This window comes from Paraconexibacter sp. (genome assembly GCF_059438195.1).
In genome coordinates, this window is sequence record NZ_JBLKKY010000051.1 from 1 (window position 1) to 12,774 (window position 12,774).

Below are 12,774 nucleotides of genomic sequence, written 5' to 3' on the forward strand. Positions count from 1 at the left end.
ACCAGCCTCCAAGGAGGACCGGATGAACAACGTGCTCAGGAACTACACCTAGCTCGTCGGCCTCCTGCGCGGAGAGACAGAAGTACCGATTGTTTCCGGTGACCATCCCGAGGTCCGTCCGGCCCCAGGCGTCGAGCTGCGCGAAGACGTCATCGCGCAGCAGCTCTGCGTACTTCTCGGCAACGTCGGTCGCGAGCAGTCCCGGCGTCCACTTGGCCTCGGGGTCGGTTGGGCGCCAGTGCGTTACGGGGGGGTCGCCGAGGGCGTCGAGGTTGCGGGCCTGCGACAGCTTCACCCGCGGCGCCTCCTGCGGCCCCTTGCCCTCGGCGAGCAGAAGGACGACCTCCGCGAGCACATCCGGGAACACGCGCTCGTCGAACATGATGAGGCGAACGTCGGCGAACCGCTCGACGAGGTAGCGCCGCACCGGCCCGGCGTAGTTCGTGCTCAACAGCTCCGCGGGCAGGACCAGCCCCAGGCGCCCCTCGGGCTTCACGAGCTGAGCGGACCGAACGGTGAAGGCCGCCCACGAGCTGGCGAGGCCGGACAGGCGGACGCCCGCCGCAAGCGCCGCGCGCTGTGCCTTCGCGCGCGCCTCGCCGTGAAAGGCCTGGTAACGCACGTAGGGCGGATTGCCGACGATTGCGTCGAAGGAGCCTTCCTGCAACGGGACGTCGAAGAAGTCCGACACCTCTACGTTTGCGGTCATGCCTACGGCGGCAAGCTCAGCAAGCGCCCCACGAGCGGACGCGGCGTGGAGTTCGGCCCCCATTAGGAGCCCGCCGTCGACCCGATGGGCGCCGAGCCCTTGGAGCCTCCGGCCCGCGGCCAGCAGGAAGTCCGCTTCCCCGCACGACGGCTCGTAGACGCGGTCGGTCGGCGCACGAATCGCCCACTTGCAGACGTAGTCCGCCACCTCGGGCGGAGTGAAGAACGCGCCGCGCGCCTTGCGAAGTGCGGGGGTGTCGATCGAGGCCTCCACGGACGCTCGGCAGCCTACGCGCCGCGACAGACGCGACGCTACTTGTCGTCGTCGCCGGGGATCTCGAACGTGTGGAGCACGTCTCCGCGCGGGCCGTAGATGACGCCGTGGCGCGTCCTCCTGACGCCTCGCCGCCGCAGATACTTGGCGGTCTCCAGCGCGAGCAACATCAGGGCCTCGGCCCCGACGTCCTCGGCCAGGCGGAGCGCGACGTCCACCGCAGAGGCGAGGACGACGCCGCCCGAGCGCTTCTCTACGACGCCCTCCATCGGGGGTCGTACGGCAGCCTCGAAGCCGCGGGCCCGTAGAGACGAGACCAGGCTCCTGAGCTGTTCGCGCCCCATTCCGTACTCGGGGGGCGAGGGCTCGATCATGACGCGCGTCGGCGCGCTCCCAGCGTCGTCGCCTGGCATCACGAACGCAATGGTCCGCGGTCGATCGGACGATCCCGTAGTTCGCCGTCCCGTTGCCCCTGGGGGGTGACCCCCTCGCGTGGGGGCAGGACGCCGCAAGGGGGGGCGGATTCCGCTGCGTACATCGCGCGGCCAGATCGACTTCGCCACCTAGCAGCCCTTGCTAGAGGCGCCCACGGCCCACGAGGGCCGCGGTAATCCGCGCGCCCCGCCCTGGGCGGGCGCGCCAGACAAGGAGGTGATCGGTCGCGATGACCGACCCTGAGAACACCGAAGCGTCCGGCGCGCAGGCCTGCGGCGCCGGGCCGCCCCTGACCGTGCCCACTCACCTCGCCCGCACCTCGCGGGACTGGCTCGCGCATCTACTCGACGAGCACGACGACTGGACGCCGTCGGAGTGGCGGCTATGTGTGCTCGCCGCCGAGGCGTTCGACCGCGCCCAGACTGCCCGGCGGACGCTCGGGCGCGAGGGCCTCACGATCGTTTCGCCCCGGGGCGAGGTGAAGCCGCACCCGTGCGTGACGATCGCCCGCGACTCCGCCGCCGCCTTCTCGAAGCTGGTCGCCCAGCTCGGCCTCGACCAGGCGCCGGAAGACGAGGCGAGCCCGCGCGTCGACCGTCGCTACCTCATCCACAAGCACCGACCCGCCCCGACAGGAGGGAGGCGGCGCGATGAGCAGGCGTAGGCCGCGACGTCGCCGCAGCCGCGCGGCGGCGCCCCCCGCCCCCTCCCCAGGCCCCGCGAGGGCGGACGACTTCGATCCGCGCGCCTGGCTCCTTCCGCGCGCACCCTGGAACGGCGCCCACCCCGAGGGTTGGGACGAGGCGTCCGTTCGCGAGTGGCTTCGCGAGCACGAGCCCGCGCTCCTCCGCAACGACGAGGACCACACCTAGCCGCCCCGAGGGCGGCGACCGACGGGGCCCCTCGCCCCGCCTCACCCCGGGCCGCCCACCGAAGCGGCCCCGACCCCGAAAGGAGGCTCCGCGATGGAGCCCAAGCACGACCACGGCGACGAGCCCCTGAAGCCCGGAGGCATCCGCGCACTTCGCGCCGAGCGCGAGGCCGCGCGAACGGCCCGCGCCGACCTGAAGGAAGCGACGGCGATCCTCGACGAGATGACCGCCGACCGCGACCGGCTCGCCGCCGAACTGGAAGCCAAGCGAGTGGACCGCGCCCGCCTTCAGCGATTCGAGGTCGCGCGCGAGCACGGCCTCTCGTGGAGTGCCGCGGACGCGCTCGTGGGCGAGACCCGCGACGACCTGGAGGCGCACGCCGAGCTGGCCGCAGCACGCGAGCGCCTCGCCGCCGAGCACAACCTCGGCGACCTCGGTGGCCGCCTTCGCGGGGAGACCGTCGACGAGCTGGCGGCGGACGCCGCCGCGCTCGCCGCCTCGCTCCCGCGAGCGGTGGACATGGACGGCGGCGCGCGTGAGCCGGTCGCGGCCCAAGGCACGCCGGAACAGGAACTGGGACGGCTCCTCGCGGGCCTCGTGGGCGAGCGCCGCTCCGCCCCGTCCTCGACCGACTTCGACGCCTAGGAGGCGCACACATGCCGAGCTACAACGTTGTCGACGTCGAGGGCCTGATGCGCCCCGGCGCGTTTCCCTTCTCGCCGAAGTCGAGCGCAGGCAAGCAGGCGCAGCGGCTGCACAAGGCCTGGTCTGACGCAGTCGCCGAGCTGCACCGGCTCAACGCCGCCGAGGCCGACGCCCTCCGGGCCCTCCGTGAGCTGCACGACGACCCGGGCGACGAGACGACCTACGCGCAGCGCCACGACGAGGCCCAGCGGGCCGCCGACGAGCCCTGGTTCGCCAGGCAGCGGGCCGCGCACCGCGAAGCGCGCAAGGCGGGCGCGGCGTACCGCGACCACGTCGCCGCAGAGCTGCACGCGATCACCGCGGACCCCGCACTGGTCGAGCTGGCAGACGCGATCCGCGAGAAGCTCGACCGGGCGGCCCGCGACCTGGAAGACGGGCGCGTCGAGTGGGCGCGCCTGCGCGCCGCGTCCGCGGAGTTCCTCCGCATCGCGGGCTACCGCGAGCGGTCCTCTGCCTACCCGCTGGCCGACTCGGACGCCCTCGTTCCCGTCGCGCGCGCCGTAGACGTGCTCGCGCCCGCCCGCCCGACGCCCTCGCCCCTTCCAGCGGAGCCCGCCTCCGACTGATCGACCCGGCCCGTGACCCCTCGCCCGGCGCGACTTGCTCGTCGCGCGAGCGCGAGGGCCACGGCCCACATGGGAGGTACGTTCGATGTCCGAAGACGTCGATATCCGCCTGCGCCTGAGCGGCGCCAGGAAGGCCGAGGCCGACGCGAAGGGCGTCGCCGGGGGCCTGGACAGGGTCAAGCGCTCGTCGTCGCAGGCGCGACTCTCCATGAGCCTGATGAAGGGCGCCGGACAGGGCGTCCGCGGCATGTTCGACGACGTCGCCGGGGCCGCGCGCCGAAGCGCGTTCGCCATCGGAAGCGTCGGCGTCGCCGCCGCAGGCCTCGGCATCCGCCAGGGGCTCCAGCTCAACGCGACGATGGAGCAGAACACGATCGCGTTCGCGAACTTCCTCGGGTCGACCGAGAAGGCGAAGGCGAAGCTCGACGAGCTGTACGCCCTCGGCGCGAAGACGCCCTTTGAGTTCCGCGACCTCGTCGAGGCTCAGACCCGACTCATGGGCTTCGGCCTGGAGGCCGAGAAGACCACGGACCTCCTCGCCACGGTCGGCGACGCCATCGCGGGCGTCGGCGGCGGCCAGGAGGAGGTCCAGCGCGTCACGACCGCCCTCGGCCAGATGGTCGCGAAGGGCAAGGTGTCGATGGAGGAGCTGAATCAGCTCGCCGAGTCGCGCATCCCCGCCCTGGCGATCCTCACGGACGAGCTGGGCCTGTCGAAGGAGCAGGTCCGCGAGATCGGCACGGAAGGCATAGAGTCGGGGAAGGCCCTCGCGGCCCTCCAGCGCGGCCTCGAAAAGCGCTTCGGCGGTCAGGCCGCGAAGCAGGCGGAGACCTTCTCGGGCCAGCTCTCGACGCTCCGCGACAACCTCAATCAGACGCTCGGGAAAGTCACCTACGACGGCTTTGCGGCGCTCCGCGACGACGTCTTCCCGGCCCTCAACGATGCAGCACGAGGAGTGTCGCGCGAGTTCGACCGCACGGACCGCAGCTTCGCCGAGAACATGTCGGCGGCCCGCCGCGTCGTCGTCCGCGAACTGGACCCCCTCGTCCAGGACGTCGAGCGCGAGCTACGCCAGGCGGACCTCGGCGGCAAGCTCGCGGACTTCGTCGAGGAGGCCACCCCGCGCGTCATCGACGCCGCCGCGCAGGCCGCCCCGAAGGCCGCGGGCGCGTTCGTCAACGCCTGGCTGGAGATGGGCCCGTGGGGGAAGCTCCTCACGGTCGGCTTCTTCGCGAAGCGCCTCGGCGTGTTCTCGATCGTTGGGAAGCGCGCCGCAGATCGCTTCGCGGGCGGCTTCGCACCACAACTCGGAACGGGCCTGAACGCCCAGAAGGGTCGACTCTCTCCCCGCCTACTCGCCTTCGGCAAGTGGATGGGGGGCCTGACCGGCCTCGGAATGGCGGCGATGATCGCTCACGAGGTCGGCGCCCTGGAGTTCGAGCTTCCCTCGAAGGAGAATCCGGGAGGCAAGTCTCCCTTCTTCGGGCCATTCCTCAACGATGCGTGGGGCAAGCTCCACGAGGGCGGCGAAGGGTCGATCATCGGCGGCTGGCTCGGCCTCGGCGATGACGAGCTGGAACAGAAGCGCATCGCGCCCGCGAACCCGAACCCCCTCCTCGTCCCCGGCCCGTTCCAGGGCTTCACGCCCGCGCCGAGAGCGACTCCCCGCATCCGCGGCGGCGTCTCCTCGACCGGGAAGCCGAAGGCCCGCGGGGAAGACCCCGGCGAGACGACGATTCAGACGAGCGTCCTCCTGGACGGTCGACAGATCGCCGAGGCCATCACGAAGCACCTGAAGAACCAGGAGAACCGGCGCTAATCCCGCTGGCTCGCACGCCCCCAAAGCCCCCGAGCGCCCCCGCGGCCCTCGGGGGCTTTCGTCGTTCCAGGGCGCGCATGGCACACTCGGAGCGATGAAGGACTACGACGTCATCTACGAGCGGGCCGATGACGGCACTTGGGGGGCGCACGTCGTCGGGCTCCCGGGCGCCTGCGTGTCCGTCGGGGCGACGCGCGCCGAGGTGGAGGAAGGGATCGCCGAGGCGGTCGAGCTGCACCTGGAGGGCCTCGCGGAGCTGGCGTCCGAGCGCCGCGGCGTTCGCTGACGCGCCTGGCGCCGTGGGGGACGCCGTGGGGGACAAACCGTCCCCCATCGGCCCCCCCTCAGCCGGAATTCGTCGGGGCGGCCTCCGCCCTGACGCGACGCGCTACGCTCGCCGAATGCCGATGAATACGGGGTTTTTCAGCGGAGGGGGAGGGATTCGAACCCTCGGTACGCTTGCACGCACAACGGTTTTCGAGACCGCCCCGTTCAACCACTCCGGCACCCCTCCGAGGGACCCGTACGGGCGGACTCCGGAGGGTACCGATCCGGGCGCGGGGGCCGCCTCGTCGTCCGTCCCTCGGGCCCTCGCCGGCGGCGAGAACTCGAGGCGTGCCGCATGGGGACCGGTCGTGAGTTCTCGCGCCATCCGGGCCGCCCGGGGCCGCCCGGGGCGCCCCCGGCCCGCCCGGCGCCGCCCGCCCGACCCGCCGCCGCCCTCAGCGCGGCAGGCTCTCCGCGAGCCGCTCCACCTCGGCCATGAACCGCGCGCGCTCCTCGGGCGTCTCCCGGGTGCGGGAGAGGCGGTGCGTCGGGCGCTCGCGCCGGTCGTGCCAGAACCGACCCGTGAGGCGCGCCGGTGCCGGAGCGGCGCCGAGCCAGAGGATCGTGTCGGCGCCCTGGGCCGGCGTCCGCAGGAACGGCCCGACGACGCGGTTGAAGGTGGGGAGCGACGTCGCGACGCCCGGTGTCGCGACCCAGCCGGGGTGCATCGCGTGGACGACGACCTCACGCGGGTCGAGGCGGCGCGCCCACTCCTCGGAGAGGACGACCTCGGCGCGCTTCGTCCGCGCGTAGACCGCGACGCCGTCGTACTCGCCGCGCGTCGACTGGAGGTCGTCCGCGTCGAGGCGCTGCCCGTACATCCCGCCGCTCGAGACGTTGACGACGCGGCCGGGGCCACGCCCCTCGCGCGCCGTCGCGGCGAGGACCGGGAGGAGCGACTCGGTGAGGACGACCATGCCGAGCACGTTCGTCGCGAAGGCGAGCTCGACGCCATCGGGCGAGAGCTCGCGCCGCGCGCACATCACCCCCGCGTTGTTGACGAGGACGTCGAGCGAGGCGGTGCGCTCGGCGATCTCCTCGGCAGCGGCGCGCGTCGAGCGCAGCGAGGCGAGATCGCCGACGACGAGCTCGGCCCCCCGGCCGATCTCGGCGACCGCCGCCTCCCCCTTCTCCCGGCTGCGCGCGAGGAGGATCGTGCGGGCGCCGAGCGCCGCGAAGCCCTCGGCCGCCGCCCGCCCGATGCCGGACGTCGCGCCGGTGACGAGGACCGTGCGCCCGTCCATCCGCGGCAGCGGCTCCCAGCCGCCGGCCCGCACGGCGTGCCCGACCCGGCTGAAACCGGGGGCGATCGCGAAGTCCATCGCGCGGTCGGCGAGGTCGCGGAGGTGCATCGGCGCAGCATCGCAGCCCGCACCTGCGAGGATCGCCCGATGACCGCGCAGGCGCAGTGCTTCGTCACGGGTGGCACCGGGTTCCTCGGCCGCTTCGTCATCAAGGAGCTCCTCGAGCGGGGGGCGACCGTCCACGCTCTCGTCCGCCCGGCCTCCGTCGAGCGCCTCGCGACGATCGCCGCCGACCTCGGCGCCGCCGACCGCGTGCACCCCGTGCCGGGCGACATCGGCACCGACGGGCTCACCGAGGTGCCGTTCGAGACCCCGATCGACCACCTCGTCCATCTCGCGGCGATCTACGACATGGACGCCGACGCGAAGGCGCTCGCCCGCGCGAACGTCGACGGGACGCGCCGCGTCCTGGGGTTCGCCGACTCCCACGGCGTCGGGACCTTCCACATGATCTCGTCGGTCGCGGCGGCGGGGACGACGACCGGCGTCTTCACCGAGGACGACCCCGATCACGGACAGTCGTTCACGCATCCCTACCACCGGTCGAAGTACGACTCCGAGGTCCTCGTCCGCGAGACGTCGACGATGCCCTACCGCGTCTACCGACCGGGCACGGTCGTCGGGACGACGGACACCGGCGAGACCGACAAGTTCGACGGCGCCTACGCCCTCTTCCCGCTCGTCGCCGCCCTGCGCACGCTCCCGCGGCAGGCCGTCGTCCCCGTCCCCCGGTTCGGCCGGCTCCCGACCGTCCCGGTCGACCGCTGCGCGCAGGCGATCGCCGAGATCGCGCTGCGCACCGACCCGCATCTCGGCGACACGTTCGGGCTCACGGCGACCGAGGACGAGCGCGTGCACGACGTGCTCGCCGATCTCTGCCGGATCACCGGCGGGCCGCGCATCCTCCCCGTGCTGCCCGAGGTGACGGGGTCCCTCACCTTCATCGTCGCGCAGATCCTCGGGCAGATCCCCGTCGCCGGAGAGATCCGCGACAAGGCGCTCCACGCCGCGGGCATCCCGGCGGGCCTCGTCGACGCGGCGCCCTTCCGCTGCCGCTTCGAGACGACGCGGACGCGCGCGGCGCTGGCCGGGTCCGGGATCGTCATCCCGCCGATCCGCGACTACGCGCAGGTCCTCTGGGACTACTGGGTCGCGGCGCGCCGGGCCGGCGCCGCCTGAGGACGGTCTACCAGTGCGTCCCGGGCGTCGCGCGCGCGAACGCGCGTCCGCGCGGCGTCGCCGTCTCGCCGTTGTCGGCGACGTGCTCGGCGTGCTCCGTGAGCCCGGCCTTCGCGGCACGTGAGTCCGGGAACATCCTGAACCCGCGGTTGCGGACGACGTCCATCACGTCCGGCGTCAGCGAGTCGACGAAGGCGGCCGCGTTGCCGAACGGCGGGCCGATGCGCCGCGGGCGGAACACGATCGCGCGAGAGACGACGCCGCCCGCCTCCTCGGGGCTCAGCGTCGGGAAGTGGTCGTAGACCTTCGTCGGGGCGATCATCGGCGTCCGCACGAGCGGCATGTGGACGGTCGTGAAGCGGACGCCCTCGTCGCGCGTCTCGGCCTGCAGCGCGTCGCAGAGCACGTCGAGCGCCGCCTTCGAGGCGATGTAGGCGCCGAAGCGCGGCGTCCGCGTCTGCACGCCGGCGGACGAGATGTTCACGATCTGCCCGCTGCGCCGCTCGCGCATCGTCGGCAGGAGCCGCAGGATGAGCCGCAGCGCCGCGAAGTAGTTGAGGTGCATCGTCCGCTCGTAGTCGTGGAAGCGGTCGTAGGAGAGCGCGACCGAGCGGCGGATCGAGCGCCCCGCGTTGTTGACGAGGACGTCGACGGCGCCGTGGTCGGCGAGGACCGCCTCGGCCATCGCGTCGATCGCGTCGAAGTCGTTGAGGTCGCAGGGCCGGACGTCCGCGTGGCCGCCGGCGGCCTCGATCTCCACGGCGACCTCCTCGAGCTTGTCGGCGCTGCGCGCGACGAGGACGACCGTCGCGCCCGCGGCCCCCACCCGCTTCGCCGTCTCGCGGCCGATGCCCGACGACGCGCCGGTGATGAGCACGACGCGGCCCTTCACGGCGCGCGACAGGGAGCCTCCGCGGGCGATGCCGATCGGCGTGAGCGTCACGGGCTGGATCGCCAGCTCGTTCACGAGGTGGACGGGCTTCGCGGCGAGCGACGCGAGGCGGGCGAGTCCGGGGATCGGGGCCATGGCGGGACTGTAACCGCGGTCGGGCGTCCCGGCGAACGACGCGAGGGACCGGCGCGCGCCGTACGATCGCGCGATGCCCGGAGAGATCACCCCCGCCCTGTACCGCGCCGGCCACGGCGAGCCCGTCGTGCTCCTCCACGGCTTCACCGGCACCTGGCACCACTGGCGCCCGGTCCTCGGGGAGCTCGCCGCACGCTTCGAGGTCATCGCCCCGACGCTCGCCGGGCACGCCGGCGGACCGCCGCTCACGGCCGACGTCCCGTTCACGATCGAGGGCTCCGCGGACTCCCTCGAGGGCCATCTCGACGAGCTCGGCGTCGACACGGCCCACCTCGTCGGGAACTCGATGGGCGGGGCGCTCGCGATCGAGCTCGCCAAGCGCGGGCGCGCCCGCAGCGTCGTCGCGCTCGCGCCGGGCGGCGGCTGGGCGGCCGGGGACCCCGAGGCGGAGCGCATCGCGCGCTTCTTCGCGCGGCAGACCCGCGTCGCGAGGGCCGCGGCGCCGCGCGCGGCGGCGATCATGAGCCGCGCGGGCACGCGGCGCGTCGCGATGCGCGACATCATGCGCCGAGGCGAGCTGCTCTCGCCGACGGACGCCGTCGACCTCCTGCGGACCTCGATCCGCTGCTCGGTCATCGACGACGTCCTCGGGGCGCTGCGCACCCGGGACGCCGCGGTCCTCAAGGACCTCGACCGCGTCAGCGCGCCGGTTCTCCTCGCCTGGCCGCAGCACGACCGCATCCTGCCGCTCGAGAAGCACTCGCCGCGGCTGCGGAGGGAGATCCCCGGCAGCGAGTTCCGGGTCCTCCCCGGCGTCGGCCACGTGCCGATGTGGGACGACACCCGCCTCGTCGTCGAGACCATCGTCGACTGGGTGGGACGCCACGCGACCTCCGCGCCCGACGCGCCGGAGTCGCCCGGGGCGGCCGAGCCGGCCCCGGCCTGAGCCCCGGCGTCAGTCCCCGACGACGCGCGCCGCGAGCACGGCGTACTTGAGCCCGCGCGTGCGCAGGACGGCGCGGTGCGAGACGTTGCCCTCGACGGTCCGCGCCTTGCCGTTCTTCGGCTTGCCGCGGACGATCGCGAGGTGCGAGGCCTTCATGCCGTCGCGGAACTTGAAGAAGAGGAGGTCGCCCTCGCGGACGCTCGACTTCTTGATGCGCTTGAGCCCGCGCTGCCGCTTCACCGCGTCGAGATAGGACCGGTGCGGGTCGATGAGGCGCGCGGAGAGCTTCACGCCGGCGCGCTTGAACGCCTGGTGGACGAAGGCACCGCACCACGGCCGGCACGGGGGGACGTCGAGGCCCATGTCCCGCTGCCACTTCTTGATCCGCGTCGAGCAGTTGGTCGTCCCGTCCTCGCGGTGACCCACCTGGTCCTCGGCCCACTCGACGGCCTCCGCGCGGACCTCGGACATGTCGGCGCCCGAGGCGCCCGACGGGACGACGATCGCGGCCGTCACGAGGAGAGCGGCGACCGGCGCCATCCGCGTCAGCCGGCGCAGGAGCAGGCGCACGTGCGTCATGCACCGCGAGGCTACTCCTCCCCCGCCCGCCCCGCGAGGTGAATGTGGATTCACCCGACGGACGGCCAGGCGGATCCGCAGTCACGCGGGGCGGCCGGCGTCGCCGCGGCCGCTCCTCACCCGCGCCGCTCGCGGAAGAAGACGCGCAGAAGCTCGGCGCACTCCTCGGCGCGGACGCCGCCGATGACCTCGGGGCGGTGGTTGAGGCGCGGCTCGGCGAGGATGTCCAGCACGCTTCCCGCCGCTCCGGCCTTCGGATCGGTGCAGCCGTAGACGACCCGCGGGATCCGGCTGAGGACGATCGCCCCCGCGCACATGGCGCACGGCTCGAGCGTCACGTAGAGCGTCGCATCGAGCACGCGCCAGGACCCGCGGGCCGCGGCGGCACGCCGCAGCGCGAGGATCTCGGCGTGCGCCGTGGGGTCCTGGTCGAGCTCGCGCTCGTTGTGGCCCGTACCCAGGACGGTGCCGTCCGCGGCGAGGACCACCGCGCCGATCGGCACGTCGTCGTGTTCAAGGGCACGACGGGCCTCGTCGAGCGCGAGCCCCATCCCCTCAGAAAGATCATGTTCACCGGCGTCTCGCATCGGACCGTGCGTCATCATTCCCGACGGCGCGCGACTCAGGTCGCGGGGCGCATCTGACGACACAGTCCAGAGCGCTCGCTCCAGCCCCGTCCGATGCCGCACGTTCCCCGACGCCTCCCCGCCCTCGCTCTCGCCTCGACGGCCTGCGCCCTCGCCGCCCTCCCGGCCGCGCCCGCCGCTGCCGTCGAGACGGTCCCGGGCGAGATCGTCGTCGGCGAGATGCCCGACGGGACGCCGACCGGCGCTGCCGCCGTGGCCCGCGCGACCGTCCGCGGCGACGTTCCGCACCGCGTCGTGAAGGTGAAGGACGTCGACAAGGCGCTCCGGGCCGTCCGCCGGCGCGACGGCGTCGTGTACGCCGTGCCGAACGTCAAAGCGCGCATCGCGTCGCTCATCCCGAACGACCCCGGGCGCGGCAAGACCGCGGGCGGCTGGCAGAACGTCCAGTGGAACTTCGTCGGGCCGTGGTCGGTGAACGCGCCGGACGCGTGGGCGAACCTGCGTGCCGTCGGTCGCAGCGGCGGGAAGGGCGTCGTCGTCGCCGTCCTCGACACCGGGGTCGCCTACCGCGAGCGCGGCGACGACCGCAAGTCCCCCGACCTCCGCAAGAGCACGTTCGTCCGCGGCTACGACTTCGTCGACCGCGACCCCTACCCCAACGACCGCAACGGGCACGGGACGCACGTCGCCTCGACGATCGCGGAGGCGACGAACAACCTCGTCGGCCTCACCGGGCTCGCCTACGGCGCCCGGGTCATGCCCGTCCGCATCCTCGACGACCGCGGCGAGGGCGACGCGGGCGACATCGCCGACGGCATCCGCTTCGCCGCCCGGCGCGGCGCGAGCGTCATCAACCTCAGCCTCGAGTTCGGCAGCGACGTCACCGCCGGGCAGATCCCGCAGATCCTCTCCGCGCTGCGCTACGCCCGCCGGAAGGGCGCGCTCATCATCGGCGCGGCCGGGAACGAGGGCGACGACCGGGTCTCACTCCCGGCGCGGTCCTCGACCGTCGTCGCGGTCGGCGCGACGACCGAGCGCGGCTGCCTCTCGGACTTCTCGAACACCGGCCCCCGCATCGACCTCGTCGCGCCCGGCGGCGGCGACGACGCGCCCGACGAGACCGATCCGCGCTGCCTCCCCGACGGGCCGGCGGGCCGCGACATCTTCCAGGTGACGCTGGAGGGGCGCGACCGTGACGCCTTCGGCATCCCCGGGAGCTATCGCGGGACGTCGATGGCGGCGCCGCACGTCACGGCGACCGCGGCGCTCGTCATCGCCTCCGAGGTGCTCGGTGACGAACCCGAGCCCGACGAGATCCGCGACCACCTCAAGGCGACGGCGCGGCCCATCGGGCCCGCCGACCGCTTCGGCGCGGGCCTCCTCGACGCGGCCGCGGCGACGCGGCCCGTCCTTCCCCCGCCTGCGTGAGCTGCGGCCTGCGCTCGC

14 protein-coding genes and 1 tRNA gene are annotated in these 12,774 nt (G+C 73.5%); 8 read left to right on the forward strand and 7 right to left on the reverse strand.

From position 1 onward, the window contains the following. Both ACME2J_RS16030 and ACME2J_RS16035 read right to left on the reverse strand, forming a co-directional pair. The coding region (locus tag ACME2J_RS16030; protein WP_495545940.1) for an N-6 DNA methylase at positions 1–982 on the reverse strand (982 nt) is incomplete at its 3' end. A gap of 38 nt (positions 983–1,020) precedes the next feature. Beyond that, entirely contained in the window at positions 1,021–1,395 is a 375-nt protein-coding gene (locus tag ACME2J_RS16035) for a hypothetical protein (protein ID WP_495545941.1), read from the reverse strand. Positions 1,396–1,646: 251 nt separating this feature from the next. Here ACME2J_RS16035 and ACME2J_RS16040 point away from each other — a divergent pair, with 251 nt between their 5' ends. From ACME2J_RS16040 to ACME2J_RS16060, 5 genes are all read left to right on the forward strand, one after another. Then, the gene (locus tag ACME2J_RS16040) at positions 1,647–2,081 is read left to right on the forward strand and encodes a P27 family phage terminase small subunit (protein ID WP_495545942.1); all 435 of its coding nucleotides are present in this window, start codon (positions 1,647–1,649) and stop codon (positions 2,079–2,081) included. Positions 2,082–2,382: 301 nt separating this feature from the next. After that, positions 2,383–2,934: a hypothetical protein gene (locus tag ACME2J_RS16045; protein WP_495545943.1), complete on the forward strand. Its 552-nt coding sequence runs from the start codon at positions 2,383–2,385 to the stop codon at positions 2,932–2,934. A gap of 11 nt (positions 2,935–2,945) precedes the next feature. Further along, the gene (locus ACME2J_RS16050) at positions 2,946–3,560 is read left to right on the forward strand and encodes a hypothetical protein (RefSeq protein ID WP_495545944.1); all 615 of its coding nucleotides are present in this window, start codon (positions 2,946–2,948) and stop codon (positions 3,558–3,560) included. An 85-nt stretch (positions 3,561–3,645) separates the two neighbouring features. Then, on the forward strand, positions 3,646–5,379 hold the full coding sequence (locus ACME2J_RS16055) for a tape measure protein (protein WP_495545945.1): 1,734 nt from the start codon (positions 3,646–3,648) through the stop codon (positions 5,377–5,379). A 94-nt stretch (positions 5,380–5,473) separates the two neighbouring features. Further along, complete coding sequence (locus ACME2J_RS16060) at positions 5,474–5,665, forward strand: type II toxin-antitoxin system HicB family antitoxin (RefSeq protein ID WP_495545946.1); 192 nt, start codon at positions 5,474–5,476, stop codon at positions 5,663–5,665. Positions 5,666–5,806: 141 nt separating this feature from the next. Here the strand turns inward: ACME2J_RS16060 and ACME2J_RS16065 are convergent. Both ACME2J_RS16065 and ACME2J_RS16070 read right to left on the reverse strand, forming a co-directional pair. Continuing rightward, positions 5,807–5,893: transfer RNA gene (locus ACME2J_RS16065), tRNA-Ser, on the reverse strand. A gap of 208 nt (positions 5,894–6,101) precedes the next feature. Then, positions 6,102–7,058 carry an SDR family NAD(P)-dependent oxidoreductase gene (locus tag ACME2J_RS16070; RefSeq protein ID WP_495545947.1) on the reverse strand — a complete coding sequence of 319 codons (957 nt, stop codon included), beginning with the start codon at positions 7,056–7,058 and terminating at the stop codon, positions 6,102–6,104. Positions 7,059–7,097: 39 nt separating this feature from the next. Here ACME2J_RS16070 and ACME2J_RS16075 point away from each other — a divergent pair, with 39 nt between their 5' ends. After that, positions 7,098–8,189, forward strand: coding sequence for an SDR family oxidoreductase (locus ACME2J_RS16075; RefSeq protein ID WP_495545948.1), 1,092 nt, complete (start codon positions 7,098–7,100; stop codon positions 8,187–8,189). A gap of 7 nt (positions 8,190–8,196) precedes the next feature. Here the strand turns inward: ACME2J_RS16075 and ACME2J_RS16080 are convergent, their stop codons facing one another. Further along, entirely contained in the window at positions 8,197–9,216 is a 1,020-nt protein-coding gene (locus ACME2J_RS16080; protein ID WP_495545949.1) for an SDR family NAD(P)-dependent oxidoreductase, read from the reverse strand. Positions 9,217–9,289: 73 nt separating this feature from the next. Here ACME2J_RS16080 and ACME2J_RS16085 point away from each other — a divergent pair, with 73 nt between their 5' ends. Beyond that, complete coding sequence (locus ACME2J_RS16085) at positions 9,290–10,162, forward strand: alpha/beta fold hydrolase (protein WP_495545950.1); 873 nt, start codon at positions 9,290–9,292, stop codon at positions 10,160–10,162. A 9-nt stretch (positions 10,163–10,171) separates the two neighbouring features. Here the strand turns inward: ACME2J_RS16085 and ACME2J_RS16090 are convergent, their stop codons facing one another. Next, entirely contained in the window at positions 10,172–10,741 is a 570-nt protein-coding gene (locus ACME2J_RS16090; RefSeq protein WP_495545951.1) for an NlpC/P60 family protein, read from the reverse strand. A 116-nt stretch (positions 10,742–10,857) separates the two neighbouring features. Further along, positions 10,858–11,292 carry a tRNA adenosine(34) deaminase TadA gene (gene tadA / locus ACME2J_RS16095; RefSeq protein ID WP_495545952.1) on the reverse strand — a complete coding sequence of 145 codons (435 nt, stop codon included), beginning with the start codon at positions 11,290–11,292 and terminating at the stop codon, positions 10,858–10,860. 129 nt (positions 11,293–11,421) lie between these two features. On the opposite strand from tadA, the gene ACME2J_RS16100 reads away from it, so the two are divergent. Beyond that, on the forward strand, positions 11,422–12,756 hold the full coding sequence (locus ACME2J_RS16100) for a S8 family serine peptidase (protein ID WP_495545953.1): 1,335 nt from the start codon (positions 11,422–11,424) through the stop codon (positions 12,754–12,756). Positions 12,757–12,774 lie beyond the last annotated feature (18 nt).

What these genes read in the sequence shown, in the direction of transcription:
- tadA (WP_495545952.1), bottom strand. Translation starts at nt 11,292, where the DNA reads ATGGGGCTCGCGCTCGACGAGGCCCGTCGTGCCCTTGAACACGACGAC.
- ACME2J_RS16035 (WP_495545941.1), bottom strand. Translation starts at nt 1,395, where the DNA reads ATGCCAGGCGACGACGCTGGGAGCGCGCCGACGCGCGTCATGATCGAG.
- ACME2J_RS16090 (WP_495545951.1), bottom strand. Translation starts at nt 10,741, where the DNA reads ATGACGCACGTGCGCCTGCTCCTGCGCCGGCTGACGCGGATGGCGCCG.
- ACME2J_RS16100 (WP_495545953.1), top strand. Translation starts at nt 11,422, where the DNA reads ATGCCGCACGTTCCCCGACGCCTCCCCGCCCTCGCTCTCGCCTCGACG.
- ACME2J_RS16085 (WP_495545950.1), top strand. Translation starts at nt 9,290, where the DNA reads ATGCCCGGAGAGATCACCCCCGCCCTGTACCGCGCCGGCCACGGCGAG.
- ACME2J_RS16045 (WP_495545943.1), top strand. Translation starts at nt 2,383, where the DNA reads ATGGAGCCCAAGCACGACCACGGCGACGAGCCCCTGAAGCCCGGAGGC.
- ACME2J_RS16080 (WP_495545949.1), bottom strand. Translation starts at nt 9,216, where the DNA reads ATGGCCCCGATCCCCGGACTCGCCCGCCTCGCGTCGCTCGCCGCGAAG.
- ACME2J_RS16075 (WP_495545948.1), top strand. Translation starts at nt 7,098, where the DNA reads ATGACCGCGCAGGCGCAGTGCTTCGTCACGGGTGGCACCGGGTTCCTC.
- ACME2J_RS16070 (WP_495545947.1), bottom strand. Translation starts at nt 7,058, where the DNA reads ATGCACCTCCGCGACCTCGCCGACCGCGCGATGGACTTCGCGATCGCC.
- ACME2J_RS16050 (WP_495545944.1), top strand. Translation starts at nt 2,946, where the DNA reads ATGCCGAGCTACAACGTTGTCGACGTCGAGGGCCTGATGCGCCCCGGC.
- ACME2J_RS16055 (WP_495545945.1), top strand. Translation starts at nt 3,646, where the DNA reads ATGTCCGAAGACGTCGATATCCGCCTGCGCCTGAGCGGCGCCAGGAAG.
- ACME2J_RS16060 (WP_495545946.1), top strand. Translation starts at nt 5,474, where the DNA reads ATGAAGGACTACGACGTCATCTACGAGCGGGCCGATGACGGCACTTGG.
- ACME2J_RS16040 (WP_495545942.1), top strand. Translation starts at nt 1,647, where the DNA reads ATGACCGACCCTGAGAACACCGAAGCGTCCGGCGCGCAGGCCTGCGGC.